The sequence below is a fragment of the Streptomyces sp. ISL-96 genome, from assembly GCF_018614035.1.
In the GTDB taxonomy this organism is placed as follows: domain Bacteria; phylum Actinomycetota; class Actinomycetes; order Streptomycetales; family Streptomycetaceae; genus Streptomyces.
Genome location: NZ_JAGGPA010000020.1, coordinates 99057 through 125100 on the forward strand (window position 1 = coordinate 99057; position 26044 = coordinate 125100).

General features: G+C 70.7%; 29 protein-coding genes and 2 pseudogenes. 16 read left to right on the forward strand and 15 right to left on the reverse strand.

The window, feature by feature from the left end:
* Nucleotides 1-249: 249 nt before the first annotated feature.
* Both J7E96_RS13575 and J7E96_RS13580 read left to right on the forward strand, forming a co-directional pair.
* Nucleotides 250-585 carry a helix-turn-helix transcriptional regulator gene (locus J7E96_RS13575; protein ID WP_215130906.1) on the forward strand — a complete coding sequence of 112 codons (336 nt, stop codon included), beginning with the start codon at nucleotides 250-252 and terminating at the stop codon, nucleotides 583-585.
* The gene (locus tag J7E96_RS13580) at nucleotides 585-1301 is read left to right on the forward strand and encodes a cation transporter (RefSeq protein WP_215130908.1); all 717 of its coding nucleotides are present in this window, start codon (nucleotides 585-587) and stop codon (nucleotides 1299-1301) included. Before J7E96_RS13575 ends, J7E96_RS13580 begins: the two co-directional genes overlap by 1 nt.
* A gap of 30 nt (nucleotides 1302-1331) precedes the next feature.
* On the opposite strand, the gene J7E96_RS13585 is transcribed toward J7E96_RS13580, so the two are convergent.
* A complete protein-coding gene (locus J7E96_RS13585; protein ID WP_215130910.1) occupies nucleotides 1332-2519 on the reverse strand; it encodes an MFS transporter in 1188 nt (395 codons plus the stop codon).
* 73 nt (nucleotides 2520-2592) lie between these two features.
* On the opposite strand from J7E96_RS13585, the gene J7E96_RS13590 reads away from it, so the two are divergent.
* The 3 genes from J7E96_RS13590 (at nucleotide 2593) to J7E96_RS13600 (ending at nucleotide 5368) form a co-directional block, all read left to right on the forward strand.
* Complete coding sequence (locus J7E96_RS13590; RefSeq protein WP_215130912.1) at nucleotides 2593-3351, forward strand: DeoR/GlpR family DNA-binding transcription regulator; 759 nt, start codon at nucleotides 2593-2595, stop codon at nucleotides 3349-3351.
* A gap of 169 nt (nucleotides 3352-3520) precedes the next feature.
* Nucleotides 3521-3940 carry an Asp23/Gls24 family envelope stress response protein gene (locus J7E96_RS13595; protein WP_215130914.1) on the forward strand — a complete coding sequence of 140 codons (420 nt, stop codon included), beginning with the start codon at nucleotides 3521-3523 and terminating at the stop codon, nucleotides 3938-3940.
* 81 nt (nucleotides 3941-4021) lie between these two features.
* The gene (locus tag J7E96_RS13600; protein WP_215130916.1) at nucleotides 4022-5368 is read left to right on the forward strand and encodes an MFS transporter; all 1347 of its coding nucleotides are present in this window, start codon (nucleotides 4022-4024) and stop codon (nucleotides 5366-5368) included.
* Nucleotides 5369-5662: 294 nt separating this feature from the next.
* Here the strand turns inward: J7E96_RS13600 and J7E96_RS13605 are convergent, their stop codons facing one another.
* The 3 genes from J7E96_RS13605 to J7E96_RS38760 all read right to left on the reverse strand — a co-directional run bounded on the left by J7E96_RS13605 (nucleotide 5663) and on the right by J7E96_RS38760 (nucleotide 7230).
* Nucleotides 5663-5950, reverse strand: a complete 288-nt coding sequence (locus tag J7E96_RS13605) for a hypothetical protein (protein WP_215130918.1) — start codon at nucleotides 5948-5950, stop codon at nucleotides 5663-5665.
* Between the two features lie 68 nt (nucleotides 5951-6018).
* Nucleotides 6019-6735 (reverse strand): sortase domain-bontaining protein, encoded by a 717-nt coding sequence (locus tag J7E96_RS13610; RefSeq protein ID WP_215130920.1) that lies wholly within the window; start codon nucleotides 6733-6735, stop codon nucleotides 6019-6021.
* Between the two features lie 294 nt (nucleotides 6736-7029).
* A complete protein-coding gene (locus J7E96_RS38760; protein WP_374196678.1) occupies nucleotides 7030-7230 on the reverse strand; it encodes a hypothetical protein in 201 nt (66 codons plus the stop codon).
* On the opposite strand from J7E96_RS38760, the gene J7E96_RS38765 reads away from it, so the two are divergent.
* Entirely contained in the window at nucleotides 7162-7434 is a 273-nt protein-coding gene (locus J7E96_RS38765) for a dihydrofolate reductase family protein (protein WP_374196666.1), read from the forward strand. The genes J7E96_RS38760 and J7E96_RS38765 overlap by 69 nt on opposite strands.
* A gap of 24 nt (nucleotides 7435-7458) precedes the next feature.
* Here J7E96_RS38765 and J7E96_RS13620 read toward each other — a convergent pair whose 3' ends face one another.
* A complete protein-coding gene (locus J7E96_RS13620; RefSeq protein WP_215130922.1) occupies nucleotides 7459-7701 on the reverse strand; it encodes a DUF6296 family protein in 243 nt (80 codons plus the stop codon).
* A 77-nt stretch (nucleotides 7702-7778) separates the two neighbouring features.
* A complete protein-coding gene (locus tag J7E96_RS13625; protein WP_215130924.1) occupies nucleotides 7779-8405 on the reverse strand; it encodes a histidine phosphatase family protein in 627 nt (208 codons plus the stop codon).
* Nucleotides 8406-8527: 122 nt separating this feature from the next.
* Here J7E96_RS13625 and J7E96_RS13630 point away from each other — a divergent pair.
* A pseudogene (locus tag J7E96_RS13630) lies at nucleotides 8528-9193 on the forward strand (NAD-dependent deacetylase); the annotation flags it as partial.
* 26 nt (nucleotides 9194-9219) lie between these two features.
* Here the strand turns inward: J7E96_RS13630 and J7E96_RS13635 are convergent.
* Nucleotides 9220-9381 carry a hypothetical protein gene (locus J7E96_RS13635; RefSeq protein WP_215130928.1) on the reverse strand — a complete coding sequence of 54 codons (162 nt, stop codon included), beginning with the start codon at nucleotides 9379-9381 and terminating at the stop codon, nucleotides 9220-9222.
* Between the two features lie 320 nt (nucleotides 9382-9701).
* On the opposite strand from J7E96_RS13635, the gene J7E96_RS38165 reads away from it, so the two are divergent.
* Both J7E96_RS38165 and J7E96_RS37305 read left to right on the forward strand, forming a co-directional pair.
* Entirely contained in the window at nucleotides 9702-9824 is a 123-nt protein-coding gene (locus J7E96_RS38165; protein ID WP_285439450.1) for a hypothetical protein, read from the forward strand.
* A 130-nt stretch (nucleotides 9825-9954) separates the two neighbouring features.
* Nucleotides 9955-10404, forward strand: a pseudogene (locus tag J7E96_RS37305) (aquaporin); the annotation flags it as partial.
* Nucleotides 10405-10652: 248 nt separating this feature from the next.
* Here J7E96_RS37305 and J7E96_RS37310 read toward each other — a convergent pair.
* The 3 genes from J7E96_RS37310 to J7E96_RS13650 all read right to left on the reverse strand — a co-directional run bounded on the left by J7E96_RS37310 (nucleotide 10653) and on the right by J7E96_RS13650 (nucleotide 13802).
* A complete protein-coding gene (locus J7E96_RS37310; protein ID WP_251069849.1) occupies nucleotides 10653-11402 on the reverse strand; it encodes an SDR family NAD(P)-dependent oxidoreductase in 750 nt (249 codons plus the stop codon).
* Between the two features lie 91 nt (nucleotides 11403-11493).
* A complete protein-coding gene (locus J7E96_RS13645) occupies nucleotides 11494-12384 on the reverse strand; it encodes an arginase family protein (RefSeq protein WP_215130932.1) in 891 nt (296 codons plus the stop codon).
* Nucleotides 12385-12419: 35 nt separating this feature from the next.
* On the reverse strand, nucleotides 12420-13802 hold the full coding sequence (locus tag J7E96_RS13650; protein WP_215130934.1) for an FAD-binding oxidoreductase: 1383 nt from the start codon (nucleotides 13800-13802) through the stop codon (nucleotides 12420-12422).
* A gap of 309 nt (nucleotides 13803-14111) precedes the next feature.
* Here J7E96_RS13650 and J7E96_RS13655 point away from each other — a divergent pair, with 309 nt between their 5' ends.
* Nucleotides 14112-14906, forward strand: coding sequence for a 2OG-Fe dioxygenase family protein (locus tag J7E96_RS13655; protein ID WP_215130936.1), 795 nt, complete (start codon nucleotides 14112-14114; stop codon nucleotides 14904-14906).
* 27 nt (nucleotides 14907-14933) lie between these two features.
* Here the strand turns inward: J7E96_RS13655 and J7E96_RS13660 are convergent, their stop codons facing one another.
* Complete coding sequence (locus tag J7E96_RS13660) at nucleotides 14934-16094, reverse strand: glutamate--cysteine ligase (RefSeq protein ID WP_308295936.1); 1161 nt, start codon at nucleotides 16092-16094, stop codon at nucleotides 14934-14936.
* Nucleotides 16095-16254: 160 nt separating this feature from the next.
* Complete coding sequence (locus tag J7E96_RS13665; protein ID WP_215130939.1) at nucleotides 16255-16446, reverse strand: DUF6381 family protein; 192 nt, start codon at nucleotides 16444-16446, stop codon at nucleotides 16255-16257.
* Nucleotides 16447-16594: 148 nt separating this feature from the next.
* On the opposite strand from J7E96_RS13665, the gene J7E96_RS13670 reads away from it, so the two are divergent.
* Together J7E96_RS13670 and J7E96_RS13675 are read left to right on the forward strand one after the other, a co-directional pair.
* Complete coding sequence (locus J7E96_RS13670) at nucleotides 16595-17098, forward strand: metallophosphoesterase (RefSeq protein ID WP_215130941.1); 504 nt, start codon at nucleotides 16595-16597, stop codon at nucleotides 17096-17098.
* Nucleotides 17099-17360: 262 nt separating this feature from the next.
* Nucleotides 17361-18428, forward strand: a complete 1068-nt coding sequence (locus J7E96_RS13675) for a sialidase family protein (RefSeq protein WP_308295937.1) — start codon at nucleotides 17361-17363, stop codon at nucleotides 18426-18428.
* 23 nt (nucleotides 18429-18451) lie between these two features.
* Here J7E96_RS13675 and J7E96_RS13680 read toward each other — a convergent pair whose 3' ends face one another.
* Entirely contained in the window at nucleotides 18452-19207 is a 756-nt protein-coding gene (locus tag J7E96_RS13680) for a ZIP family metal transporter (RefSeq protein ID WP_215130944.1), read from the reverse strand.
* A gap of 368 nt (nucleotides 19208-19575) precedes the next feature.
* Between J7E96_RS13680 and J7E96_RS13685 the strand changes: the two genes are divergently transcribed.
* Entirely contained in the window at nucleotides 19576-20052 is a 477-nt protein-coding gene (locus tag J7E96_RS13685) for an NUDIX domain-containing protein (protein WP_215130946.1), read from the forward strand.
* 744 nt (nucleotides 20053-20796) lie between these two features.
* Nucleotides 20797-21870, forward strand: a complete 1074-nt coding sequence (locus J7E96_RS13690; RefSeq protein ID WP_215130948.1) for an acyl-CoA desaturase — start codon at nucleotides 20797-20799, stop codon at nucleotides 21868-21870.
* A gap of 26 nt (nucleotides 21871-21896) precedes the next feature.
* Here the strand turns inward: J7E96_RS13690 and J7E96_RS13695 are convergent, their stop codons facing one another.
* Both J7E96_RS13695 and J7E96_RS13700 read right to left on the reverse strand, forming a co-directional pair.
* Nucleotides 21897-23348 carry an FGGY-family carbohydrate kinase gene (locus J7E96_RS13695; RefSeq protein WP_215130951.1) on the reverse strand — a complete coding sequence of 484 codons (1452 nt, stop codon included), beginning with the start codon at nucleotides 23346-23348 and terminating at the stop codon, nucleotides 21897-21899.
* Nucleotides 23345-24391 (reverse strand): 2-hydroxyacid dehydrogenase, encoded by a 1047-nt coding sequence (locus J7E96_RS13700; RefSeq protein ID WP_215130953.1) that lies wholly within the window; start codon nucleotides 24389-24391, stop codon nucleotides 23345-23347. The genes J7E96_RS13695 and J7E96_RS13700 overlap by 4 nt, the downstream gene beginning before the upstream one ends.
* 130 nt (nucleotides 24392-24521) lie before the next feature.
* On the opposite strand from J7E96_RS13700, the gene J7E96_RS13705 reads away from it, so the two are divergent.
* Both J7E96_RS13705 and J7E96_RS13710 read left to right on the forward strand, forming a co-directional pair.
* Nucleotides 24522-25166 carry a histidine phosphatase family protein gene (locus J7E96_RS13705; protein ID WP_215130955.1) on the forward strand — a complete coding sequence of 215 codons (645 nt, stop codon included), beginning with the start codon at nucleotides 24522-24524 and terminating at the stop codon, nucleotides 25164-25166.
* A complete protein-coding gene (locus J7E96_RS13710; protein WP_215130957.1) occupies nucleotides 25163-25936 on the forward strand; it encodes a DeoR/GlpR family DNA-binding transcription regulator in 774 nt (257 codons plus the stop codon). The genes J7E96_RS13705 and J7E96_RS13710 overlap by 4 nt, the downstream gene beginning before the upstream one ends.
* Nucleotides 25937-26044 lie beyond the last annotated feature (108 nt).

The following is a 26044-nucleotide window of genomic DNA, read 5'->3' on the forward strand; positions in this document are numbered from 1 at the left end:
AGATGTGTCCCCTCCTGATGGCCGGCTGTCGGCCTCGGGCCCGAAGAGGCTGGGAACGAGCGGTCCGTTGCCTGTCGGCGCAGGGATCATCCCGGAGGCATCGCGAGGTGCGACCGGCGGAGGAGGCGGTGTCCGTCCGGGGCATGACGAAATGTGAGGCGTGCTCGGCTAACGGCGTCAGCCGCCAACGGCACGGACCGGCCACGATTCACGATCGACTGAATTCAGGTGTTCGTGTACTTTCAGAGGGTGCTGACTCTCGCTGACGACATCGAAGTGCTGGCGCGGTTCGGCCGCGCGCTCGCCGACCCCATCCGCTGCCGGATCCTGCTCGCCCTGCGCGAGGCCCCGGCCCATCCCGCCGACCTCGCCGACGCCCTGGACATCTCCCGCACAAGGCTGTCGAACCACCTTGCCTGTCTGCGGGACTGCGGCCTGGTCGTGGCTGTGCCCGTCGGCCGCCGCACGCGCTACGAGCTGGCGGACGAGCGCTTGGGACACGCGCTGGACGCCTTGCGGACCACAGTGCTGGCGGTCGAGGCGGACCGTACCTGCCCGGACGCGGCAGAGCGGGGCTGCTGCTGATGAGCGCCGGGACACCCCTCGACGCGGAGCCGGCCCCCGCTCGCCGCGAGGTATTGGCGCGCCGGATACGTCTGTTGGTCGCGGCGACCATCACCTACAACGTCATCGAGGCCGTCGTCGCGATCACCGCGGGTACGATCGCCTCCTCCACCGTGCTGGTCGGTTTCGGCCTGGACTCGGTCATCGAGGTTTCCTCCGCCACGGCGGTCGCCTGGCAGTTCTCGGCCCGCGATCACGCCGTCCGCCAGGCCCGCGAGAAGACGACTCTGCGCATCATCGCGGTCTCGTTCTTCGCGCTCGCCGCGTACGTCGGTGTCGACGCCGTCCGCGCACTGGCCGGCACCGGCGAGGCCGACCGCTCCATACCCGGCATCGTGCTGGCGGCCCTGTCCCTGGCCGTGATGCCGTTCCTCTCCGCCGCCCAGCGCAAGGCCGGGCGGCAGCTGGGTTCGGCCTCCGCCGTCGCCGATTCCAAGCAGACCCTGCTGTGCACCTACCTGTCCGCCGTCCTCCTCGTGGGCCTGGTTCTCAACGCCACCCTCGGCTGGACGTGGGCCGATCCGATCGCCGCCCTCGTCATCGCCGTCATCGCGGTCAAGGAGGGCTTCGACGCCTGGCGCGGTGAGGGCTGCTGCGCCGCACCGGCCACCGCGACGGTCCTCAAAGGCGAGGCGGACGCGTGCGGCTGCCGGTCCGGGGGCGGCTGCTGCGGCTGATCTGGACGGATCAGAGCATTGGGAGGCCGGTCATACGACCTCAGCCTCGAGCGGGGTCGGGGCGTTGTGCCGGGACCGCAGGATGCCGGCCGCGCAGGCGGCGACGACACAGAACGCCACGGGCAGAAGGAACGTGAGGTTGAGCGGGACGAAGTGGGTGAGCGGTCCGATGATCGCGGGCCCGGCGAGCATGCCGAGGTAACCGAGGCCGGCGACCCGGGAAACGTTGGCTCCGGCGGCGTCCGGGTCTGCGTGGCCCGCAGCACTGAAGAGCTGCGGAATGCAGCCGGACAGCCCGGTCCCGAACAGGGTCCAGCCGACGAGCGCCAGCGGAATCCAGGGAGACAGCGCCGCCAGCGTCAGACCGAGTGCGGCCAGGGACGCGCCGTACCGGACGATGGCCACCGGGCCGAAGCGCGCGGCCACCCGGTCGGCAAGCAGGCGGCCGATGGTCATGGCCGTGGCAAAGGCTCCGTACGCGAGGGCGGCCGTGGCGGCGGACGCGTCCAGGACGTCCCGCAGATGGAGCGCGCTCCAGTCGTTGGCCACGCCTTCGCAGAGCATGAGCATCAGGGCGAGAGCGGCCAGTACCCAGATGCGGCGGGGTGTGCCGCGGCGGGCCTTCGCCGCGGCAGCGGAGACCTCCTCGGTGCGGGCAGGTTCGGGACGCAGCAGCGCGGGGGCGGCGAGCACGGCCACGAAGACGCCGAACAGCGCCACCGCGCCGAGGGACAGCGCAGGACTTGAACCCCAGCTCAGTGTGCGTGCGCCGACGAGAGCGGCCAGGACGCCGCCGATGGAGAAGGTGGCGTGGAAGGCGGACATGACGGGTCGCTCGTAGCCGCGCTCCACCTGAACGGCATGGGCGTTCATGCTGACGTCCAGACAGCCGTTGCCGAAGCCGAGCACCAGCAGCGCCGCACCCAGCGTCCAGGCGTTCGTGGCCAGGCCCGGGAGGACGAGGGCGGCACTGCACAGTGCCGCGCTGACCGGTACGACGATGCGGGCGCCGGAGCGGTCGGCGAGCGGGCCGACGATCCGCATGCCCGCGAAGGCTCCCGCGCCGAGCAGCAGCAGGAGCCAGCCGAGCACGGCGTGGCTCGTCCCGGCACGGTGCTCGATGGCAGGGATGTGGATGATCCACATCCCCATGAGAAAGCCGTTCAGGGCGAAATAGGCAAAGGTGGCCAGACGGCCTGCCCGCAGTGTTTTTTCCATGCCTACGAACATAACGAACAAAGTAAATGTTCGTAAGGTTGCATTTCAAACGCAACTTATGTTCAATGAGGGCATGGCAAGCACAGACCGATGGAGGCAGATCACCGATGCCGTGCGCGAGGCGGGCCGCATGGGCGTCGCGGAGCTGGCCGAACTCACCGGCGCTTCGGAGATGACCATCCGCCGCGATCTGGAGGCCCTGGCCGACCAGGGAGTCCTGGAGCGCTACCGCGGAGGAGCCAGAAGTCTGCTGCGGTACGGCGATGAACCGCCCTTCGCACTGCGGGCACGGGAGGGGCTGGAGACCAAGCAGCGCATCGCCGCCGCGGTCGCCGCACTCATCTCCGACGGCGAGTCCGTCGTCCTCGACAGCGGCACCACCTGCCTGGAAGTGGCCCGCGCGCTGGAACACCGCCGCCTGACCGTGATGCCGCTGTCCCTCCACGGAGCCAACGCGCTGACCGCGGCGCCGCACTTGACGCTGCTGGTGCCGGGCGGGCGACCGCGGCCGGGCGAGCTGGCGCTGACCGGCCCGCTGACCACGGCGTCGCTGGCCGCCCTGCGGTTCGACACCGCCGTCATCGGCTGCTGCGGGCTGAACGCGACGGACGGACTGACCGCGTACGACCTGGACGACGCCGCCGTCAAGCGCGCCGCGATCGCTTCGGCCCGCCGCGTCATCGCCGTCGCGGAAGCCACCAAGCTCTCCCGTACCGCTCTCGCCTTCGTCGCCCCTGTCTCCGCCCTGCACCTCGTCGTCACCGACGACGCCGCCTCGGACGACGAGACCGACGCACTGACCACAGCCGGCGCGACCGTACGCAAGGTGTGACCGCGCGACCCGGCGCCGGCGCGCCCCCACCCCCCTAGCGCAGGGGTCCCCGGTTCCTGACGACCGGGGGCCCCTGCTTTCAGATCGCGCCCAGGCTGCGCGGCACGGTGTCACGTGCCTAACGTGGAGGGACGGGTAGCAGGCTCCTCTCCTTGGAAAGGAACGAGCTATGACCGAAACCGGACAGCAGAACGGTCCCAGCGCCCGGGGCCGGACCACCATCGCCGACGGTGTGGTCGAAAAAATCGCCGGCATGGCAGCCCGCGATGTGACAGGCGTCCACGCGATGGGAAGCGGGATCTCCCGCGCCTTCGGAGCCGCACGGGAACGCGTGCCCGGCACCGGAAAGTCCGTATCGCGGGGAGTCAAGGTCGAAGTGGGCGAGAAGCAGACGGCGATCGATCTGGAAATCGTCGTCGACTACGGCGTCTCGATCACGGATGTCGCCGGCGCCGTGCGAGGCAACGTGGTCTCCGCCGTCGAGTGGATGACGGGCCTGGAAGTCGTCGAAGTCAACATCGCCGTCTCCGACGTGAAGCTTCCGGACGAAGAGGAAGAAGAGGAAGAAGAGCAGCCAAAGCTTCGCTAGCCGACCCGGCGGCGTGGAGTTGGCGAAAATGATTGTCGTTATGGATATGGTTTTACTCATGTCCATAACCCAGCTCTGCACATGACGGGCTTCGGCCGGCGTCGAAGCTGCCGTCGTCGCCACCGCCCGCCACTTCCGGGGCCGCGGCGTCCCCTGCGGGAGCACCACGCGACAGCCTTCGGACAGTACGCGACGGTCTGGCGCGTCCCCGGCGCGCCGCTGCTCCTGGTGGGCGGGGTGGTGGCCCGGCTCGGCCAGGGCGTCACGGTGCTCGCCTGGCTGCTGCTGGTCAAAGAGACCACCGGCAGCTTTGGCCAGGCCGGTCTGGTGGGCGCGTCGACCTCGCTGGCCACGGCGGTGACGGCGCCGATGGCCGGACGGCTGGCCGACCGTTTCGGCGCGGGCCGGGTGCTGCCGTACTACGCCGCTGTGTACGCCGCACTCCAACTCGGTCTGCTGGCCGCGGTGCTGGCGGAGTTTCCGGTTCCGGTGCTGTGCGTGATCGCGGCGGTGTCCGGTGCCGCGTTCCCCGCGATCAGTCCCGCGCTGCGGGCGGCGTGGACCGTACTGACGAGTGCGGAGAGCGGCCGCGGTAAGGCCCGTACGGCGGCGATGGCGGCCGAGTCGACGCTCTTCGAGCTGGTCTTCGTGGTCGGCCCGCTGCTGTTCTCGGGGTTCATGCTGATCGGCGGGCCGCTCGGCTCCGTCCTCGGCACCGACGCGGGCATCGCGGGTCCGGCAGCCGCGCTGGCCGGCGCGGCCCTGTGTACCGGCTTCGGGACTCTGGCGCTGGTCCGTGGCCGCGCGATGCGCGAACTGCGTCCGGCTTCCGCCGGTGCACGGGCGCGCGGGCTCGGGCCGCTGCGGGAGCCGGGGCTGCCCGCGCTGCTGGTGTGTGCCGCGGGCATCGCCTTCTCCTTCGGCGGCGCGCCGGTCGCGATCGCGGCGTTCACCAAGGCCCATGACGGGGCGGCCGCCGGGAGTGCGACGGGGGTGCTGATCGCCGTATGGAGCATCGGCAGCGCGGTGGCCGGGATCTGGTACGGCAGCAGGCAGTTCGCCGCGCCGCTGGTCCGCCGGTTCGCCTGGCTGCTGACCGCGCTGGCGGCCGGTTACGCGCTGTGGGCCCTTATGCCCGGCTCGGTGGCCCTCGGCGGCCTCCTGTTCCTCACCGGCGCGGTCATAGCGCCCGCACTGACGGTGGAGGCGGAGCTGGTGGGCAAGCTGGTCCCGGAGCGAATGCTCAACGTTGTCGCGGACCAGCCCTCCGGGCCGGTGTGGGGCTTTCTCGCCGCGGCGGCCGCGACGGCGGTGGCGGCGGGCGTGGCCGCCTGGCCGGGTGCGCTGGAGCGGCCGGGCGGAGCGGGACACGAGCAGCCAGCGGCAACCCCTGCCGAACGGCCCCTGGCGCCGGACGAGTCGGGGTGATGGCCGGCGCGCCGCTTCGCCGATGTGCCGATCGGCTCGCCGGGCTGGATCGACGCACTGGCGCTGGGGAGACCCTTGGTGGGCCGCCGCAGAAACCTGGACGGCGACGACGTAGCGGTCGCCTGAGGCCGGCCCTGTCCGGCGACGCGACGTACTCACTCGACGGAAACGGTGAACGACTCTCCGTCGTCCGAGTAGGAGTAGAGGCTGAGGTCCTCGTAAAACCCGCAAAGCCTACGCAGGGCGCGCTGCCGCGACTGCGGCAGCATCACGGAGCGCGCCCGGGGGCACGTACTACTCGACGGCGGGAATCAGCCCTGTGACGGGGGTAACCATGCCAGTGAACTGCTGAAGCTCGTTGAGCTTGTGCAGTTGGCCGAGCCCCCTGAGCTGATCGGTGACGGTCGGCACTTCCGCCCGGCGGTCGGCAGGCACGGCGGTCGAGCCAAGCTTGTCGAGCTCATCGGTGACGGACAGCATGTACGGGCCGGACGAGTCGGCAGCGCACGCGGTGGGGGCGGCGAGTGCTGTGACGCCGGCAGCGAGGGCTGCGACGGCGAGGACGCTCTTTGCTTTGATCATGCCCGAAGCAACGGCCGAGGCCGTCCCACGGACACGGCTGCCCGTCGCCCATCACCCACAAGCTTTATTTACTCGCTTGGCGCTGCCCGCGACGAGACCAGCACGCCGATCTTGTCGATGCGATGCTCGGGATTGCCCTTGTCGTCACGCCAGAAGTTCCCGGCCGCGTCATCCTCCGGCGTCGCACAGGTGGAGACAGTGATCATTGCCTTGGTCGGCTTCTTGCCCGGCGATCCCGGGACCGCGGCCCGCTGCTCGGCCAGTGACCGCTCGGAGCGGAAGGATGTCTTCCTGGTGTCGGCGATCTTGTACTCGTACACCTTGCCGCCCGACGTGACGAATACGGAGTCGCCCTTGCCGACGGACGGGAGGTCGCGCAGCGGTCCTCCGGAGGAGAGGCGGTGGGCCGTGACCAGGTAGTTGCCGACCTCGCCGGGCCCGACACCGCCTTCGTCGCCGTACGGACTGGCGGCCACACCACGGTTCTGGATGCGCGTACCCGGCCAGTCGTCGGTCGTCCCCTCGTACGGGACGACACGCAGGTTCTTGACGCCGATCGAGGGGATGCCCAGCAGTGCCGTCTCATTCCGCGTGCTGCTCTTGCGCACGACCGGCTCGGCAGGGGACGAGGAGAGGGTCGGTTCGGTGACTGTCGCCGACGCCACCGCGGTGGTGCCCGGCGATTGCGCCGCATCGGCGGCACCGGTGGCCCCGGTGGCACAGCCGACCAGCACGGCTATGAGTGCGCCTGCGAGCGCGGCGGGAAGCGGGCGGGGAGTCAACATGGCATCCCGGGGGCAGAGGGTGTCGGACACGTCTCAGGTAAGGAGACGGTGGCCGGCTTTCCCGTCAAAACAACGCGGTCCGGTCGGGTGTTCCCGTCCTCGATCCATAGCGAAACGAACGACGCGTACGTTCGATTTCACCTCGGACGCGTGCGCCACGCAGCAGCGCCGTGGCCCGCCGCGACGCGGACGATGCGTGGTCCGGGCGGGGTGGAAGGCCTCGACGACGAAATTCGTCGCCCGCAGTGAGGCCGGCGTCGGCGCGACGACCATGGGCCGCGACAACCCGCCTTTTCACCACGGCGTCTTCGTCCTCACCCACCACCCCCGGCCGTCACTGGCCATGGACGGCGGCACGACCTTCAACTTCACCGACGGCGGCCCCGAGACCGTTCTGCGGCCTTCGAAGCGGCGGACGGGCAGGATGTGCGGCTCGGCGGAGGCGCCGCGACCATTCAGCAGTTCCTGCGCGCGGGGCTGGTCGATGAAATGCACGTAGTGATCGTGCCGATGTCCAGACGGCTGAAGCGCGATGCCGGAGAAGGCCTCGAAGCAGTTCCTGCCGCACTCCGCGGCAGGGTCCACCCTGCCGGGGTGCAATGCGAGATCCAGAATGGATCACTCCCCTTCCATCACACGCGTCGGCCGCGCCACAGCAAAAACTGCCCACTGCCAGGCCCCGGACCGCCGGGCCTCTGACCGCCGCTCGCAGCCACGGGCTCATCAAGCCGGACGTACCTGAACCGCCGCCGCGGGATCCTGATGTCCGCCACTGGCGAGAATCCGTACTTCGTCACGGTCGCTTATCTCGGCCAGGACGATGCCGGTGTCGTCCGCGTACACCGGGTGGCCACCGGGCCCACTGCGATCCGTACGGTGCACTTCCACGACATCCGCGGCCTCCGGAACGGCTGCGGGTGCGCCTGGGTGTGTGAAAACCAACTCGTAGTGATCAGACCTGCCCATGTCGCCTCCTCGGTGAGAAGCCGTTACGCCGCACACATGCATCCATAGTCGCGCATTACGAACGGGGCGGCCGTACCTCAGATGTGGAGTTCACGCGGGAAGCCGGTCCAGCGCCGTTCTGCGGGCAGGTGCCGCATGTCGTTGTAGAAGAGCACGGAGGACGGCCTGCCGGGCGCATAGCGGATGACCGTCAGAGCCGCATTGCCGTGGTTGAGCCCCATCCAGCGCCACTGTGGCGCGTCGTGGGCGGCTCGTACCAGCCAGCCGATGAGGAAGTTGTGGGTGACGACCAGCTCATGACGAGGCTCGTCACCCTCCACCGGTCCGGCGAACGCCGCGAGTGCCTCCCTGGCGAGCGCCGGACCACGCTCACGCTCACCTTCCGGAAACTGCGCGAGGAAGCTGAGCATGCGGTCGGCCGAATCCGGCGGCAGCTCCTGCTTCCGCGGCAGGTAGGGGATGTAGTCGCCGGCCGGTTCGCACTGGTGCAGTGGTACGCCGACGAGCTGCTCGCCGATCAGCCGAGCCGTCTGCGCCGCCCGGGGCAGCGGACCGTGATGGATCGCGGACAGGGGCGTACTCCGGAGCCGTTCACCGAGCAGAACGGCTTGGCGGCGCCCGTTTTCGGTCAGAGCTGTCTCGTCCGGTGACGCCTCACCGTGCCGGGCGAGGTAGAGGTACCGAGTGGCCGTGCCGTCCGTCATGTCCGAGGTCCCCCGAGAACGTCTTCGATCTTGCGCATCGGGGACATCGACGCGCGAGTCATCCCCCTCGGTTCCCCGGGGCGCTAGGCCCTCAATCCCGTCGACGCCGACGTGTCCCGCCGCCTACGCTCAGGGGGCCGAACGGCCTGTGGCGACGCGATCCGGAGGCCGAAAAGCTCGTCACGTACGACTTCTACATGGCCGACCCGGACGTCCGGCGCCGTGCCTGGCGCATGCGCGTCGACAGTCCCGCGCTGCGGGCCCGGCCGAACGACGCGCACCGGGCGATCACCGAGCTGGAACGCTCGGGGGTTCCGGTCAGGGTCCTGACCCAGAACGTCGACGGGCTGCACCAGCTCGCCGGTCTGCCCGCCCGTAAGGTGCTCGAACTGCACGGGACGGCCCGGACGTCGGTGTGCACCGGCTGCCACAGCCGCTCTCCGATGGAGGAGACGCTGGCGCGGGTGCGGGCAGGCGAGGAAGACCCGCCGTGTCGTGCGTGCGGGGGCATCCTCAAGTCGGCCACAGTGATGTTCGGGCAGCGCCTCGACCCCGCGGTGATGGCTCAGGCTTTGGCGATCGCCAAAGCGAGCGACGTGTTCGTGGCCGTCGGCACCAGCCTCAAGGTGCAGCCGGCCGCCTCGCTGGCGGGGACAGCCGCGGAGTACGGCGCACGGCTGATCGTCGTCAATGCCGAGCCGACGCCTTACGACGCACTGGCCGACGAGGTCGTACGCGAGCCCATCGGGATGGCGCTGCCCGCCCTGCTGAAGGACTTGGCCGCCTGAGGCCGGCTTGCCGCGTACCGCTCGGCCTACCAGCGCATCGCCGTCGCACGCACAGAGCTGAAGTCCATCGCCTGCTCGACCTCCCGGAGCGTCTCCTCGGCGGCCCGGCGTACCTCGGCGGGTACATCGCCCCGCTCCTCTATGAGGCCTGCATAGATCGGTGCCTCGGCACGGTTTGCGGAACTCACGTCGAAGAGGGCCCTTCAAGTCGGTACGTGCCGTCTCTGGCGGCAGCCAGAACGAAGGACGAGTGTAGGCGCCCTGGGGAGCGCCGGAGCATGCCGCCCCCGTGCCCGGTCTCCGTGCCCCGCAGCCTACGGCGTGCCCACAGCGCGGCTCATGGCAGGTGCCGGGTCGTCTCCGAGCGGAAGCCGTGACCCCAACCAGTTCCGGCCGTACGGCGAAATTCCGGGCCGTCTGGCTCTCGCTTCCCAGACCGAGGACCACATGCTGCCCCAGCACCCAGGCCGACGAGATGGGCGCCAGGTTGCGCCGGTCCGCCCTGGGTGTGGCGATCACCGACGCCATGACCGCCCGGGCACTGCTCGCGCTGGATGCCTCCCGGCTCGTATGTCAGGGGAGCACACGCATCATCACGCTGACGGACGAAGGCCGCGACGCTTACGCATGAGGTGCTGCTCGCAACGGCCTCCCGCACCTGACCGGCATGACCGGCCCTCCGAGCCCCTCCCCCTCTACATTCTTTCCAAGATACGGAATATATTTTCCGCTGTAGCGTCATCCGGGGGAGAAACCAGATCATGGTCATCGACAGAGCACTGCCACGCCGGGCGGCTGCCGAGCTGGTAGGGACCGCAGCGCTGGTGACCGTGATCATTGGTTCCGGCCTCCAGGCCGCCGGCCTCAGCCAGGACACCGGAGTCCAGCTCCTCGCCAACGCACTGGCCTCGGCGGTCGGGCTCGGCCTGCTGATCGTCCTGCTCAGCCCGGTCTCGGGGGCTCACCTCAACCCCGTGATCACACTCTTCGCGTGGTGGTCGCAGCGACGCGGCGAAAGCCCTTTCAGCTGCCAACAGGTCGCCCTCTACATCACGGCGCAGCTGACCGGGGCCGTCGCAGGAGCCCTGTTGGCCGAGACCATGTTCGGCCGGACGCCCGGTGTCTGGTCCACCCAAGTACGGTCGGCCGGCCATCTGCTGCTCGGTGAAACGGTCGCCACGGCCGGGCTTGTGCTGGTGGTGTACGGGCTGGACCGCATAGGCCGGGCACAGCTCGCCCCGGTCGCGGTCGCTTCGTACATCGGCGCGGCGATCTGGTTCACCTCGTCGGGATCCTTCGCCAACCCCGCCGCGACGGTGGGCCGGACGCTCACGGACTCCCTCACCGGCATCGCCCCCGCGTCACTCCCCGGCTTCATCGCCGCCCAACTCCTCGGCGGACTCCTCGGCGTGGGCCTGGCGGCCATCGTGTACGGACGGACCGCAGCTCGCTCTGTGGCTCAGCGGCCGCCGGAGACCCTGAGGACCGTGCCGGTGGTGTACGAGGCATCGGCCGACAGGAGCCAGGCGACGGCGCCGGCGATCTCGGAGGGCTCGCCGGGGCGGCCGAGGGGGATCTGAGCGGCCGCCCTGGCGGGACGGTCGGCATCCCCCATGGCGGAATGCATCTCCGTGTTGATGATGCCGGGCGCGACGGCGTTGACCCTGATGCCGTCCGGGCCGAGCTCCTTGGCCAGGCCGACGGTCAGGGCGTCGGTGGCCGCCTTGGTGGCCGCGTAGTGGACATAGTCGCCCGGGCTGCCGAGCGTGGCGGCCGCGGAGGAGATGTTGACGATGGCGCCGGAGCCGGACTCCGCCATGTCCCGGGCGGCTCGGCGGCAGCACAGCAGGTAGCCGAGCAGGTTGACCTCCAGCACCCGTCGCAGATCCTCGGTGCGGGCATCGGCGAGTCTGCCCAGCGGGCCGGTCACACCTGCGTTGTTGACCAACCCGGTCACCCGGCCGAGGCCGGCCGCGGCGGTGTCGAACAGCCGCTCCACGTCCGCCTCGTCGGAGGTGTCCACCCGCACCGTGACGCAGCGCGCCCCCGCTGCCCTCACGGCCGCCGCGGTCTCCTCGGCGGCCGCCTTGTTGGCGACGTATCCCAGGGCAAGGTCGTGTCCGTCCTCCGCCAGCCGGACGCACGTGGCGGCGCCGATGCCTCGGCTGCCGCCTGTGACGATGGTGACCGGACTGACCGGACGTGACATGGGCTGTCCTCCTGGCATCGCTGGTATGACCATGGTCCGACCAAGTCATACCTCAACTCCGCGCGCGTCCCCAGGGGGCCGTGGCTCAGCTTCAGTTGCCTGTGCGCACCGACAGCCCTCGGCGCAGGCACTCGCCGAGGCGGACGCCGATCGTTCCGTCCGGGTCCAGGCGGGGGTTGAAAATCGTGACGTCGAGTCCCTGGGGGCGCTCGCCGGCGAGCGCGGTCCGCAGCACACTCTCCAGTTCGAGCCAAGTCAGTCCGCCGGGAAGGCGGTAGTCGACGGCCGGCATGATCGCGTCGTCCAGGATGTCCACGTCGAGGTGGACCCAGTACCCGGCGCGTCCAGCGCCGGCAAGCCGGTCGACCGCCCGGCGCGCCGCCGCGGCGGCTCCGGCCGCGCGTACCCCGTCGATGTCGATCGCGTTCAGCCGAGGCGGCAAAGGCTGCATCCCGGCCTCGGCGGACTCGGCGGCGTCACGGAAGCCGAAGGCGACGACGTCCTCGTCCCGTACGAGGGGCCCGCGGCCTTCAAGGTCGGCGAGCAGCGCAGGGCCGCGGCCCGTAGCCAGGGCGAGTTCCATCGACGCGGCCTCGCCGGTCGGCTCCGCCGACGGCTGGTAGAAGTCGGTGTGGCCGTCGAGGAACAGCAGCCCGTAACGCCCGCGCCGTCGCAGAGCGAGGAGGTTGCCCAGCAGAATGCTGCAGTCGCCGCCGAGGACCACGGGAAAGCAGCCACGGCCGAGGACGCTGCCGACCAGGTCCGCCAGTCGCACCGAGTACTGCGCGATGCCGACCGGGTTCAGGATCCCGGTGCCGGCGTCGCGCCCGGGGTCGTACGCCGGTGCTTCGATCCGGCCGGCCCACACCGCCCCGAGGTGCGTCAGCAGACCGGTGTCGAGGAGAGCCGTCGGCAAGTCCTGTACGCCGGAAGGCCGCAGGCCGAGTACGGACGGCGCCTCGATGACCGCTGGTTGCCGCACCGCCGAACCCCTTCGGGCGGTTCAGTACTGCTACTTCAGTACTGCTCCGCCGGCTCGATGTTCTGGTTGGCGTGGAAGAAGTTGTGCGGGTCGTACGTTCGCTTGATTGCCGCCAGCCTGTCGTAATGGCCTCGGTAGGCGGCCCTGACCCGGTCCTGGCTCTCCGCGCCCATGAAGTTGACGTAAGCGGCGCCCATGGAATGCGGTCGCAGTTCCTCCCAGTAGTCCACACACCACTGCTTGACAGCCTCGGCGCTGGCTGGGTCGGGGTCGACGCCGGCGATGACACCGGACCAGACGGCGTCCCGGTAACTCCACGCCGTGTCGTCCGGGCCGACCCGGCTCGCGGCTCCGTCCACCGGGTAGAGGTGCATGATCGACAGCTCGGTCGGGAGGCTTTCGCCGTACTTGGCGTGCACGTCCATGGCTTCGTCCGTGATCCGGTCGAAGAAGTGGCCGCGCCAGTACCACTGCAGGCCTGGGGGGAGCAGCGCGTCGAACATGCCGTTCAGCGCGGGGTAGGGCATCGGTGCCGCGAAATGGAAGGCCGGCGGGCCTGGCTGGTTCACGACCGTGAGGGTCTCCTCCAGGCGGTCCAGGTCCCCTGTCCAGCACCACACGACTCCGCACATCTTGTGGTAGTGGATCTCTTCCGGGAAGGGCGGGCCGGGCGGAACAGTGAGCAACGCGAAAAAGCCGTTCAGGTCGTCGGGCGCCTCCGGAAGGAAGTCGCGGTACCAGCGCAGCACCTCGCGCATGCTGTCGACGGGCCATACGGTGACCCCGACGCCCACGGTGTCCACCGGGTGGAGCCGGTAGCTGAACGACGTAACGATGCCGAAGTTCCCGCCGCCGCCGCGCAGTGCCCAGAAGAGGTCCTGGTTCTCGGTCTCGCTCGCGGTGACGAAACTGCCGTCGGCCGGCACGACGTCCGCCGCCAGCAAATTGTCCGCCATGAGCCCGTACTTGCGGGTGAGGTAGCCGTGACCGCCGCCGAGGGTCAGACCCCCGATCCCTGTCGTGGACACCACGCCGCCGGGGGTGGCCAGACCGAAGCCGTGGGCGGCGTGGTCGAGATCGCCGACCTGACCGCCGCCGCCGACCCGCGCGGCCTTCGCGGTGGGGTCGACGCGCACCCAGTGCATGGGCGAGAGGTCAATGGTGACGCCGTCTTCCACCAGGCCGAAGCCGGGGCCGCTGTGCCCACCACCCCGGACAGCCACTTCGAGGCCGTTGTCCCGGATGAAATTGACGGCCTCCATGACGTCGGCCGCGTCCGAGCAGCGCACTATGGCCGCCGGGCGGCGGTCGATCATGGCGTTGTAGATCTTGCGGGACTCGTTGTACTCCGGGTCCTGCGGACCGATGACCGGGCCGCGCAGGGCGGTCCTCATCGCTTCCAGAGTGGTGCCGTCCATGGCTATCTCCCTGCCGAGACGCGGAACCGCTTCCCACCGGGCCTCTCCCCTGACGGGCCGCCGGTGAGCGGTTGTGCGCCGGCGCCCGGCACCTCGTTGGCCATGCCGCAGGCGGATCGTACGCCGGAGGGCTGACATATCCAGCGTCCCGCCGGCCCATGGGCTTCGCAATTCGCCGGCAGGTGCGCGGGACAGGCGAGGAGAGCCGGCCCCGCGGGCGCGGCCGGGATGCGGCCCGCCGCCTGGCGCCCGACCATTGAAGCCGGAGCGCCGCAGGGCACCGCACCGCTGAAGTGGACGGACATGTCAATGGACGACCTGGACCTGGACCGCGACCGCAATCTCGACCTCGACCTCGGCACCACCGCGGGTGCCGCCGCCGACACCGCCCGGACCGGCTTGGTGGAGGCCGCCCGACAGGCCCTGACCTCGACCGGAGTGCATCTGATGCCGCCGGACGCCGTGACAGCCTGTACGGGAACGGACCGGCAGGCCTGGGAGCGCTTCCGCGCGCATTGGGCAAACCTGTCACCCGACAGATACGCGGCCGAAAGCGGCACATGCCGGCTTCGTCGGTACGGGCACTTCTCCCTCGCGGCGGCCACGGGGGAACTGACCCTCCTGCCGCACATCCCGTTCGTACAGCCGCAGGACACCAATCCGCTCTACGTCCAGGTGGACCGCCACTTCGACCCGCTGACCGACGCCTTCGCGGCCGATCCCGTTCTGCGGTCCCTGATCAGGCTGCTGGGCGGCCTCGCGGGCTGCCTTGACCAGACTGGCGAATGGAGCGTGAAGGTACATCCCTTCCGTGTCGTCGCCTCGGCCGACGGGCAAGGGCAGCCGACCCCAGAAGGGCTTCACCGGGACGGCGTCACGCTCGTCTCCTCGCTCCTGGTCGGCCGGCACAACGCCGACGGCGGCGAGAGCTCGGTGTTCGACCCGGACGGCAAGCAAGCGCTCGCGACGACGCTCAGCGAGCCGGGAACGCTGCTCCTCGGTGACGACCGCCGCACCCTGCACCAGGTCTCGCCGATCCGCCCGCTCGACCCCGGCCGGCCCGCGTACCGCGACGTCCTGGTGACGACCCTCACGCCCCGCTGAGCCGGGCACGCTCCCGGAGGCGCTGACCTACCGTTGCCCAGCAGTCGCCGCGATGAGGTCGTCCACGACAGCGGCGGGCCCGGTCCCCGTGGCGGCCACGGCACGCTGACGCTGCGCGCCGCAGCCCCGGCTGTCGAGGCGCCGCAGGAACGCCGCCGCCTCGCCCATCTCCCCGTACTCCTCCAGCACGGGACGCACGTACTCGACGAGTCGCTCCGCCTGCACCGAGGCTGGCAGGATCCGTCCGCTCAGCGCGTCGACGCCCTTGCCGGACCAGCCGTCCCGTGCCGCGCGCCAGTACGCGGCGCGCAGCAGTTCGCCGGAGGTACGAGGGCCTGGGTCGCCGCGTACGACCTTCGCCTCCGCCGTCACCACGAGCGCCCTGATGAGCGCCGTGAGAGCCACCGTGTCGTCGATGTCCGGCAGGACATCCATGGTGCGGATCTCCAGCGTCGGCAGTCGCGGGTTCGGCCGGACGTCCCAGAACGGCATGCCGGCCTCCAGCATGGCCTCAGACTCCGCCATCGCCTCGGCGATGTGCTGGTGCTCTTCCAGCGACGCGGCGTACGGCGGCGGCCCCAGGCACGGGAAACCGCTCCTCATCACGGCACGCCAGCTCGCGTATCCGGTGTCGCGTCCCTGGTGGAAGGGCGAGTTGGCGCTCATCGCCACGAGGAGCGGCAGCCACGGCCTGAGGTGATTGGTGACCAGCACGGCCACTTCCCGGTCGGGCAGATGCACATGGGCGTGGAAGGCGGAGATGGCGAAGTCGTCGAGCAGGGCTCGGTACTGGTCCGCCCCTGCCCGGTATCGCGGGTGGTCACCGATGTCGGCCGGTACTCCGCCTCCCATGACCGGCGTGCCGGACGCGCACAGCCGCAGGCCCTCCTCACGGGCGGCCGCGACGGCTGCCGCGCGTACCCGGGTCAGTTCCTTGCGCAGCTCCTCGGGGCCCGAGCACGGGGGCGTCTTGCCCTCGATCTGGTACTGGGTGAATTCACCCGAGACGAGGTCGCCAAGGACCGCGGAGGCGCGGGCCACGACGCGGGCGCCCGCAGGCTGCACCTGACGCGTCCGGGGGTGGATGAGAAAGTACTCCTCCTCCACCCCCACGGTGGGCACCTGAGTGCTGGTACCGGTACCAGCACCGCTCTCCGGGCTGTCGGCTCCCTGGTCATGAGTGTTCACGCCAACAGCATCACGCGGTCGGACTCCGTACGCACATCAGCGCTCATCGGACCGGCTTCGGTGCCCGTGCCGTTGCCACTGCACATGACCGGCCGGTGGCCTCTCGCACGCCTGAGGGCGCGGGGGCAGCCACCGGCCGGTGCCATACGCAGGGGCGGGCTTATTTCGGGGGGTATATGTCCCCGCCGCCCATGCTGCTTGCCTGCTCGCTCTGCTCCCTGAGGCGGCGGGCCTTGTCCTTGAGCCGCTTGCGCTGCTCCGGGTCAGGGGCACGCTCCGCGGCCTGGTCCATTTCCTGCGCCAGCTGGCGCAACTCCTGGGCACGACCGCCGGACTCACCTGCAGCGCTCATAATCACTCCTCGGGTGACAGGACAGAGCGGGCCGAACCAGCGAAACAGCGTCGGCGCATCCGCGCATTCCGAACGGTGACCCACCGCTATCCCCGCAGGCCAGAGCCTCCGGGTGCCAGGGGTGGCAGGCCCGCCTACGGTGGTGTACGTGCGCCTCCTGCTGACGTCCGACACGCATCTGCCCAAACGCGCCAGGGAGCTGCCCCCCGAACTCCTCGCGCGGGCGCAGGAAGCCGATGTCGTGATCCATGCCGGCGACTGGGTGGACGTGGCCGCCCTGGATCTGTTCGACGCGCACTCACGGCGCCTCATCAGCGTGTACGGCAACAACGACGGCCCGGAGCTGCGTGCCCGGCTGCCTGAAGTGGCGCGGGCGGAGGTCGGTGGGCTCCGCTTCGGCGTCGTACACGAAACCGGAGCCGCTCAAGGGCGGGAGCGCCGGTGTGCGGAGCGCTTCGGGGACCTGGATGTACTGGTGTTCGGTCACAGTCACATTCCGTGGGACAGCACAACGCCGGGCGGGCTGCGGTTGCTGAACCCCGGCTCGCCGACCGACCGGCGGCGACAGCCCTACTGCACCTACATGACCGCCGTCGCCGAGGACGGGCGGCTGAGCGAAGTCCGCCTGCACCGCCTCCCACCGCGCCGCTGACAGCGTGGCGCTGGCAGGTGCGGGAGCTCTCTGTCGCTATGTTCCATGCGGACAGTCGGAGTCGGGCTCCCACACGCCTCCGCGAAGCCGCACCGGACCGAGAGACGCGATGAGACTTCGTGCCACTGCCAGCCGGCGACTGGCCTTCCTGCTGACGCTGGTAGCAGGGCTGGCCGTGACTCAGCCGCCCGAACCAGCGGGGTACGATCACGCGACGCCAGGTCGCGCGGCGTACGATCACGCGGCGCCGTGCCCGGCATCCGTGCCCTACCGGTCGGGCGCCTCCGGCTACCACACCTTCCGTATCCCGGCCGCCCTCCAGGTACCCGGCGGCGCGCTGCTCGCGTTCGCCGAGGGCCGGCGCGATTCCGCAGCCGACAACGGTGACATCGACCTGGTCCTGCGGCGCTCCCTCGACGGTGGATGCACCTGGCAGCCACCGCAGTTGGTCGCCGACGCCGGGAAGGACACGGTGGGCAACCCCGTGCCGGTGATCGATCCCCGCAGCGGAGACATCGTGCTGGTGACGTGCCGGACCATCGGCGGCGCCACGAAGCGGCAGGTGACGTCCGGCAGGGCCGCCGCCTCGGTCCGCCGGGTGTACGTCCAGCGAAGTACCGACGGCGGCAGGACGTGGTCGCCGCAGCGGGACATCACCGAGTCGGTCAAGCCCTCCGGCTGGCGCTGGTACGCCGTCGGCCCCGGCCACGGCGCCGCCCTGCGGCACGGGCGCCACCGAGGGCGGCTGCTGGTGCCCGCGAACCACAGTGCGGGCACGAACGGGCGCAGCGGCGGCCACTCGCTCTACAGCGACGACGGCGGGCACACCTGGCACGTCGGTTACGTGAGCAGGTCGGCCGGCGGTCCTCTCGCGCTCAACGAGAGCACCTTCGCCGAGCTACCGGACGGCACGGTCTACATCAACGCCCGTGACCACGACCGGGCCGCCGAGGGCACCCGCGCCGACGCCTACAGCACCGACGGTGGTCTGACCCTGGCCGTCCCCTTCCGACCGCAGCCTCAGCTGACGGGTCCGACGGTCCAGGGCAGTGTGCTCCAGGTCTCCGGCCGGCCGTGGAGAAGCCCGCTGCTGTACTCCGGCCCGTCGGATCCGGACAAACGGCTCCGGATGCAGGTGCGTGCCAGCGACGACGGCGGGCGTTCGTGGCGGCCGGTCCGGTCCCTGTCGGACGACCCGGCGGGCTATTCGGACTTGGTGCAGACGAGCACAGCCACGGTGGGCCTGCTCTACGAGACGGGGCTGACGACGTATCACGACACCATCCGCTTCACGCGGCTGCCTCTCGGCACCCTGTCATTCGAGTGGTGAAAGCGACGCGAAGAGCACGCAGCTCATGCGTGTGACAGCGCGAAGGAGACCAGGAAGCCGCTGACGGTGATCAGGCCGATCGCCAGGTGGGCGTCCTCGAACGCCTCCGGAATCATGGTGTCGGCGATCATCGCGAGAATCGCCCCCGCCGCCACGGCCGTCACCGCCGCCACCACCGCGGTCGGCAACCCGCCGACGACTGCGTAGCCGGCCACCGCCGCTGCCGTACTCGCGGCTGCGATCGCGCCCCAGATGCCGAAGACGTACTTCTTGCCGCGGCCGGCCCGCCGCATGCCGGCGGAGCTCGAAAGACCCTCCGGCACGTTACTGATGAACACCGCTACCACGGTCACCATGCTCACCGCCCCACCGTCGACAAGGCTGACGCCGATCACCGCCGATTCGGGTACGCCGTCCAACAGGGCGCCCAGCGCCAACGCCAGCCCGGAACCGGCCTGCTGAGCCTCCGACGGCTGCGACTGCCGGTGGCCGGAACGCTTGCGGTGCCGGGCCCCGCGGCGCGCCAGCCATACGTTGCCCGCCGTGTACGCGACGGCCCCACCCACGGTCCCGATGGCTGCCGGAGCCAGCCCGGCCTGGTCGTACGCCTCCTCGACCAGTTCGAAGGAGACCGCCGACAGCAGCACCCCCGCACCGAACGCCATCACCGACGCCACCACCCACTGCGGGATGCGCACTGCGTACCCCAGCACCGCCCCGAGCAGCAGGGCCGACCCGGCCACCAGCCCCCACATCCCTGCCAGCACCACTTGATCCATGGCCCCCATGTACCCCGGAACGGCACATGAACAGCCGGAACGCGCCGCCGCGCACACCAACGGGCCCCGCGGGGCCCCGCCGGGCCCCTGTCAGGTGGCGCTGCGTTCGCTCACGTCCCGCAGGCCTCCTTCGACGGCACGGCCGTGGGCGTCGTCCGGCCGGCCATCCTGCGTCCCCGGCCGGCCAGCAGAAGTTCCCGCCATCGCTCGGCGCTCCAGTCCGCCGGGGTGTCAGTACCCCCGAGCCTAGGCCTGCCGCCGCACACAGGGTTTCCGCCGCGTTTCGCTCCCGATACCTCCGCATCCGAGGAGCGCGACACGGCTTCGCCCGATGGCGTCAGACGGGCCTGGCGCGCAGACTTGACGGCATGTCGGGCAAGCGAAGCGCGGGGCTCCTCCTGTTCCGTACCTCGGGCGACGGGGCCGAGGTGCTCATCGGTCACATGGGCGGTCCATTCTGGGCCGGCCGCGACACCGCGGCCTGGTCGATCCCCAAAGGTGAGTACGAGCCGGACGAGACGCCCGAGGCCGCTGCCCGCCGGGAGTTCACGGAGGAGCTCGGCCTGCCGGTGCCCGATGGAGAGCTCATTGCCCTCGGTGAGTCCCGCCAGCCGAGCGGGAAAATCGTCACGGTCTGGGCTCTGGAGGCGGATCTCGACCCCGCGCTGGCGGATTTCGGGACGTTCACCATGGAGTGGCCGAGAGGCTCGGGTGTGCTGCGGGAGTTCCCGGAGATCGACCAGGTCGCATGGTGCGGGCCGGCGAGCGCCCGTGACCGGCTCGTGTCGGGCCAGCGCGTCTTCCTCGACCGTCTCGCCCGGCACCTGGAGGACCGGGTGGGGTAATCCCCGCCTCGCGTTGACCGGCCGACGGAGTCTGAAGCAGCTTTCACCAGAGCCGGCCCGGCACCGTCATCCCCGGCAGGCCGCCGGAGGACCGGATCAAGGCGTACATCCAGGAGCGCGACTTGGACCGCCGTCCGCTGCGGCTGTTCGGGCGCGGCTGGACCGGTACGCAGACCTGCCCGCTGACCAGGGCTACCTGCTGTCAGGAGCTCCGCGAGACGTGGCCGGAGGTGATTCGTACCACAGGGCGCCAGGCTGCGGAGGCGGGCAGAGAGGCCCCTCCGCCGGGTCGGGGCTCCTACGCCGTACAGGCTGCAAAATCGGGCCCTGGCGGGGCCACGTGCGTCTGCCGCGGCGCGCAGGCCCAGCGGAACACCCCTGACCGGGTAGCGCCGGGGCAAGGCCGGGGAGGGCGGAAAGGCCCGTTCCGGCCGGGCCGCCGATCGGATGTGGTTTACCGTGGCAAGGGAAGAGCCGTCATCTACGCCGCCGAAAGCCGGATCGCCCGTATCCACTCGGCTCCGCCGGTCCGGCCGACCGATTCCCCCCTTTCCCCGGCCATCGGCCCCCAGACCGATGGTGCGGCGCGAAATCCGCGCAATACCTGGCGCCGCGAGCCCCCACCGCGCGCCTGTGGCCCCCTCCGGCCGTCGGCGACGCCGCTGAGCGTCACCCCACCGGGGCGCATCCCCGGGATTCCCTCTTACGCCCGCCCCCGTGCCTCCACCAGAAGGACTCCTCTCCATGCCAGTGCAGACTTCGGTACGACCTCCGCCCTCACCCTTGGCCTCGCAGAAATCCGGCAGTGACTTCGCGAAGCTGTCCAAGGAGATCACCGCGGCCGGGCTGATGGGCCGCCGCCCCGGCTATTACACAGCTCGTATCGCCGCGGTGACCGCCCTCTACGCCGGCGGCTGGATCGCCTTCGTACTCGTCGGTGACAGCTGGTGGACTCTGGCGGTCGCCGGTTTCCTCGCCGTGGTCTTCGGCCAGGTCGCCCTGGTGACCCACGACACGGCCCACCGTCAGGTGTTCCGGCTGCGCAAGGCCAGCGAGCGCTCCGGCCGCCTCGCCGGGAACCTCGGCATCGGCATGGGCTACGGATGGTGGCAGGACAAGCACACCCGCCACCACGCCAACCCCAACCACGCGGAGCTCGACCCGGACGTCCTCCCCGACGTACTGGTCTGGTCCCAGGACCAGGCGCGCGCGGCCAAGGGACTGCCCCGGCTGCTCGGCCGCTCGCAGGCCTTCCTGTTCTTCCCGCTGCTCACGCTGGAAGGCTTCAACCTGCATGTGGCAGGCGTACGGGCGCTGGCCAACCGCACGCTCAAGAACCGCACCCTCGAAGGCACGCTGCTCTTCGGCCACTTCGCCGTCTACCTGACCGCGCTGTTCCTGGTGCTGCCGCCCGGCATGGCGATCGCCTTCCTGGCCGTCCACCAGTGCCTGTTCGGCGTCTACCTCGGATCCATCTTCGCCCCGAACCACAAGGGCATGCCGATCCTGACCGGCGACGACCGCCCCGACTTCCTGCGCCGCCAGGTGCTCACCTCCCGCAATGTGCGCGGCGGCTGGTTCACCGACATCATGCTCGGCGGGCTGAACTACCAGATCGAGCACCACCTGTTCCCCAGCATGCCCACCCCGCACCTGCGGCGGGCCCAGATCATCGTCCGGGACTACTGCCGGGACCTCGGCATCAGCTACCTGGAGACCAGCCTGATCACCTCGTACCGGCAGGCGCTCACCAGCCTCCACCAGGCAGGAGCCCCGATCCGCGAGGCCCGTGCGGCCGCCGCCCTCTCCAAGGCCTAGCCCGGCCTGGCGCGGGAAACGGCGCCCTACCGCCCGCCCCACCGAGGGCGCGCCCCGTCGAGTGCGCAGCGGTAGGCGGCGTAGCCGTCCTCGTACACCCCGCGTGACTCCCGCCGCGGCTCCACGGTCCGGAACAACTGCGGTTTCTGCTCCGGCGCCTCGCCGAGGAAGCGACGCGCCACCCGTACCGCGCCGAGCGCCCCCACCTCGTTGTCCCGCGGGATACGGACCGGACGCCCCAGGATGTCGGCGAAGAGCTGCGCCCACGGGCCCGACCGAGTGCCGCCGCCGCACGCGGCGAGGGTGCCGGTGAGGCCGGCGGCCTCCAGGCAGTGCCGGGCGGCGTAGCCGATGGCCTCGCACATGGCGCGTACCGCGTCGGCGCGGGTGTGGCCGAGTGTGAGCCCGTCGAGCCGGCCACGGGCGGCGGGGTCCACGAACGGGGCGCGCTCCCCCGCGTCGGAGAGGAAGGGCAGCGCGGTGACGCCGTTCGCGCCCGGAGGGCTCTCGGCGAGCAGTCCGTCGAGGTCGGCAGTGGTGGCGCCGGTGAGAGTAAGGAGCCATTCCAGGGCCGCTGTGCCGACCATCGCGGGCATCGCGCGCAGCCAGCGGTCGGTGTCCGGTGTGCACAGCCACATGCCGGCCGGTTCGGTGGAACCGTCTGTCCTGGCCCGGTCGGTGAGGACCTGGCAGGCCAGGGTGGTGCCGACGATCAGCAGTCCGTCGCCCACGTCGCGTACGCCGCTGCCTATCGCGCAGGCCGGAAGGTCGTACGGTCCCGCGGTCAGCGGAAGTCCCATGGGCAGCCCCAGCAGTTCGGCGCCGTGGGCGTCGAGCTCCAGCACGGTTCCGGGCGCGGCGGGGGTGGGCAGCAGACGCGCCTGCTCCTCGATTCCGCAGGCGGCCAGCGCTTCGGGCGAGTACGTACGGCTCACCGGATCGAGGAAGGGCAGGGTGGCGTCGGACGCGTCCACGCTCACCCGGCCGGTGAGGCACTGAGCGACGGCGTCGACGCAGTACCCCGCGGTGACCGCGCGGCGCAGGGTCTGCGGCTCGTACTCCTGGAGGTGCGCGAGGAGCGGGGCGTGGCAGCCGGGGAACATGCCGGATCCAGTGTGCTTGTACACCTCCTGTACCGTGCCGTTCTCCAGCCAGCGCGCGACCAGATCCGAGGCTCGGCCGTCCATCCAGGAGATGGCCGGGCGCACGGCGCGGCCGTCGGCGTCGCGCAGCCACAGGCCGTCGCCCTGGCCGGTGAGGGCGAGCGCGGTGGGCGGTCCGGGCAGTGCGGCGGTGGTCTCCCGTACGACCTCGGCGACCGTACGGACCACGTCGTCGAGGTCCTGTTCGACGCGGCCGCCGGGCAGCCGCACCACGCTGCTGCGGCGGGCGGCCGAGGCCAGCGGGGTCCCTTCGCCGTCGAAGGCGACGGCTTTGGTGACGGAGGTGCCGATGTCGACGCCGATGATCACGCTCATGGGCGCGTGGCCTCCTGAACCTCTGGGTTGGCCGGGTGCGCGAGCTTCTCGCCGCGTACGAAACGGCCTGCTTCGGCGGCGGTGATGGCGGCGGCGCGGTGCGCGGTCTGCTGGGTGGCGCCGGCCAGGTGCGGGGCGGTGACGACGTTCGGGGCGTCGTGCAACGGCCAGTCGGCGGGTGGCGGTTCGATGTCGTAGACGTCGAGGGCGAGGGCGCCGAGGCGGCCGCTCTTCAGCAGATCGGGCAGCGGGGCGTAGTCGAGGAGGCCGCCGCGCGCGGAGTTGACGAGGACGGCGCCCTTGGGGAGCAGTGCCAGCTTGGCGGCGTCGATGAGGTGGTGGGTCTCGGGGGTGAGGCGGGCGTGCAGGCTCACCACGCTGCTGCGGCGCAGGAGTTCGTCGAGTTCGACCGGCTCCACGCCGTCGGCGCGGGCGGCCGCCGGGTCGGTGTAGGGGTCGGCGACCAGGACGTGAGAGCCGAAGGCGCGCAGGACGCGGGCGACGATGCGGCCGATCGCGCCGTAGCCGACGAGGCCGACGGTGGCGCCGTCGAGTTCGATGCCGCCCTCGTCGTACGCGTAGAAGTCGCCGCGCCACTTTCCGCGCTTGAGCTCGGCGTCGGCCGTGGTGATGCGGCGCATGGCGGCGAGCATCAGGCCGATGGCGAACTCGGCCGCGGCGGGGGCGTTGCGGCCGGGCGCGAAGGAGACGGCGACGCCGTGGCTGGTGGCGGCGGCGAGGTCGACGTTGACCGGGCCGCCGCGGGAGACGGCGACCATGCGCAGGTCCGGGCAGGCCGTGAAGACCTTTTCGGTGAAGGGCGCCATCTGGGTCACGCAGATCTCGGCGCCGTCCAGCGCCTCGATGAGCTCTTCCTCCGTACCGCTCGCCTCGTGGACGTCGCCGACCGGGCCGAAGGGCTCGTGGGGCCAGGGCAGGGTGAGTTCGGTGATCTCCTGAGCGGCGGAGCCGAGTTCCTCGCGCAGCGCGGCGCTGAGGAGGTCGGGGCGTACGAAATGATCGCCGGCGGCGAGGATGCGCATGGAGCGGGAGCCCTTCTTCGGGTCGCGGTGGCGATGCGCGTCAGCTTTGCCGCAGCGCCACTAACACTGGCGCTGATAGATTTAACATCATTGTTTTGAAGAATCAATGCACCGCAGGGAGAGATCACCGATGGCGTCACGCCTGTTGCTCGTACGGCACGGAGAGACCGAATGGCACGCGGAGAACCGGTACGCAGGCATCTCCGACGTCGCGCTCACCGCCAAGGGGCTGCGGCAGGCCGAGGATCTCGCCGGCTGGGCCGAGCAGCGTGGCGTCGACGCCGTGGCGTGCTCGCCGGTCAGCCGCGCCCGGCTGACCGCCCTGCCCGCCGCCCGGGCCCTCGGCGTGGAACCGGAGATCGTCGAGGCGCTGCGCGAGGTGGACTTCGGCTGGGGGGAAGGCCGCACCATCGCGGAGATGAGCGCCGATGACCCGGAGGCCGTACGCCGCTTCCGCGAGGACGCCGAGCTCGGCGCCTTCCCCGGATCCGAGCCACCGTCCGCCGCCGCGGCCCGCGCCTCGGACGCGCTGCGCGGCCTCGCGCGCGAGCACCCCGGCGGCACGGTTCTGGTGGTGGCGCACAACACGCTGCTGCGCATGGCGCTGTGCGCGATGCTCTCGATCCCGGTCGGCCGTTACCGCCTGGTGTTCCCCCGGCTCGACAACGCGGCCGTGACCGAGATCGAGGTGACGGACGCCGGCACCGCCCTGCGCTCGCTCAACGTCCCCACCTGGGCACCTGTCCATGGCGGTACGCGAAACTTGGCCTCATGACGACGACCGGCGCGGAAGCCCGCAGGCAGATGATCACCGAGCACGTGCTGCACCACGGCACGGCGAGTGGGGCGGAGCTCGCGGAGCTCACCCGCGTGAGCCTGATGACGGTGCACCGCGACCTGGACGAGCTGGCCAGGCGCGGGGTGCTGCGCCGGTTCCGGGGCGGGGTCTCCGCGCTGCCCTCGACGGTCTTCGAGTCGAATCTCGACTACCGGCTCGGCGTCAACACGGCCGAGAAGGAGGCCATCGCGAAGACCGCCGCCGACCTCGTCGAGCCGGGGATGTCGGTGATGCTGGACGACTCCACGACCGCGCTCGCGCTGGCCAGGCTGCTGGTGGAGCACGCCCCGCTGACCGTGGTGACCAACGCCCGCCGGGTCATCGACCTGTTCGCCGGCCACGAGGACATACGCCTCATTTCGCTCGGCGGGGAGTACTCGCACACCCACGACTCGTTCCTGGGCGTCCCCTGCCTGGAGGCCATCGAGGCACTTTCTGTGGACATGGTGCTGGTCTCCACCTCGGCGATGGACGCCCGGATGACGTATCACCAGGAGCAGGACGTGGTGCTGGTCAAGCGGGCGATGCTGGCCTCCGGCACACGCAAGGTGCTGCTCATGGACCGTACGAAGCTGGCCAGGACGGCGCTGCACCGGCTGGCGCCTGTCGAGGACTTCGACCACCTGGTGGTGGACGACGGGGTGAGCGGCGAGCTGCTGACCGCGCTCAAGGAGCGCACGGACGTCCGAGTCGCGGCCGGCGGCTGACAACAAGATTTCTTAAACTCTTGCGTGTTAATTTCACAGAGGCCATGATGCATTCCCGGTCGCGGCTGTTACGTCCGCGGGCCCGGCCCATGGCACTCAATGTGGAGG

Bases quoted from the DNA above. Each gene is read 5' to 3' on its own strand.
- J7E96_RS13600 (WP_215130916.1), top strand. From the start codon at position 4,022: ATGACGGGCTTCGGCCGGCGTCGAAGCTGCCGTCGTCGCCACCGCCCG.
- J7E96_RS13580 (WP_215130908.1), top strand. From the start codon at position 585: ATGAGCGCCGGGACACCCCTCGACGCGGAGCCGGCCCCCGCTCGCCGC.
- J7E96_RS13695 (WP_215130951.1), bottom strand. From the start codon at position 23,348: ATGAGCGTGATCATCGGCGTCGACATCGGCACCTCCGTCACCAAAGCC.
- J7E96_RS37310 (WP_251069849.1), bottom strand. From the start codon at position 11,402: ATGTCACGTCCGGTCAGTCCGGTCACCATCGTCACAGGCGGCAGCCGA.
- J7E96_RS13690 (WP_215130948.1), top strand. From the start codon at position 20,797: ATGCCAGTGCAGACTTCGGTACGACCTCCGCCCTCACCCTTGGCCTCG.
- J7E96_RS13700 (WP_215130953.1), bottom strand. From the start codon at position 24,391: ATGCGCATCCTCGCCGCCGGCGATCATTTCGTACGCCCCGACCTCCTC.
- J7E96_RS13665 (WP_215130939.1), bottom strand. From the start codon at position 16,446: ATGAGCGCTGCAGGTGAGTCCGGCGGTCGTGCCCAGGAGTTGCGCCAG.
- J7E96_RS13605 (WP_215130918.1), bottom strand. From the start codon at position 5,950: ATGATCAAAGCAAAGAGCGTCCTCGCCGTCGCAGCCCTCGCTGCCGGC.
- J7E96_RS13680 (WP_215130944.1), bottom strand. From the start codon at position 19,207: ATGGATCAAGTGGTGCTGGCAGGGATGTGGGGGCTGGTGGCCGGGTCG.
- J7E96_RS13705 (WP_215130955.1), top strand. From the start codon at position 24,522: ATGGCGTCACGCCTGTTGCTCGTACGGCACGGAGAGACCGAATGGCAC.
- J7E96_RS13595 (WP_215130914.1), top strand. From the start codon at position 3,521: ATGACCGAAACCGGACAGCAGAACGGTCCCAGCGCCCGGGGCCGGACC.
- J7E96_RS13685 (WP_215130946.1), top strand. From the start codon at position 19,576: ATGTCGGGCAAGCGAAGCGCGGGGCTCCTCCTGTTCCGTACCTCGGGC.
- J7E96_RS13655 (WP_215130936.1), top strand. From the start codon at position 14,112: ATGGACGACCTGGACCTGGACCGCGACCGCAATCTCGACCTCGACCTC.
- J7E96_RS13710 (WP_215130957.1), top strand. From the start codon at position 25,163: ATGACGACGACCGGCGCGGAAGCCCGCAGGCAGATGATCACCGAGCAC.
- J7E96_RS13610 (WP_215130920.1), bottom strand. From the start codon at position 6,735: ATGTTGACTCCCCGCCCGCTTCCCGCCGCGCTCGCAGGCGCACTCATA.
- J7E96_RS13625 (WP_215130924.1), bottom strand. From the start codon at position 8,405: ATGACGGACGGCACGGCCACTCGGTACCTCTACCTCGCCCGGCACGGT.
- J7E96_RS13650 (WP_215130934.1), bottom strand. From the start codon at position 13,802: ATGGACGGCACCACTCTGGAAGCGATGAGGACCGCCCTGCGCGGCCCG.
- J7E96_RS13620 (WP_215130922.1), bottom strand. From the start codon at position 7,701: ATGGGCAGGTCTGATCACTACGAGTTGGTTTTCACACACCCAGGCGCA.
- J7E96_RS13590 (WP_215130912.1), top strand. From the start codon at position 2,593: ATGGCAAGCACAGACCGATGGAGGCAGATCACCGATGCCGTGCGCGAG.
- J7E96_RS13585 (WP_215130910.1), bottom strand. From the start codon at position 2,519: ATGGAAAAAACACTGCGGGCAGGCCGTCTGGCCACCTTTGCCTATTTC.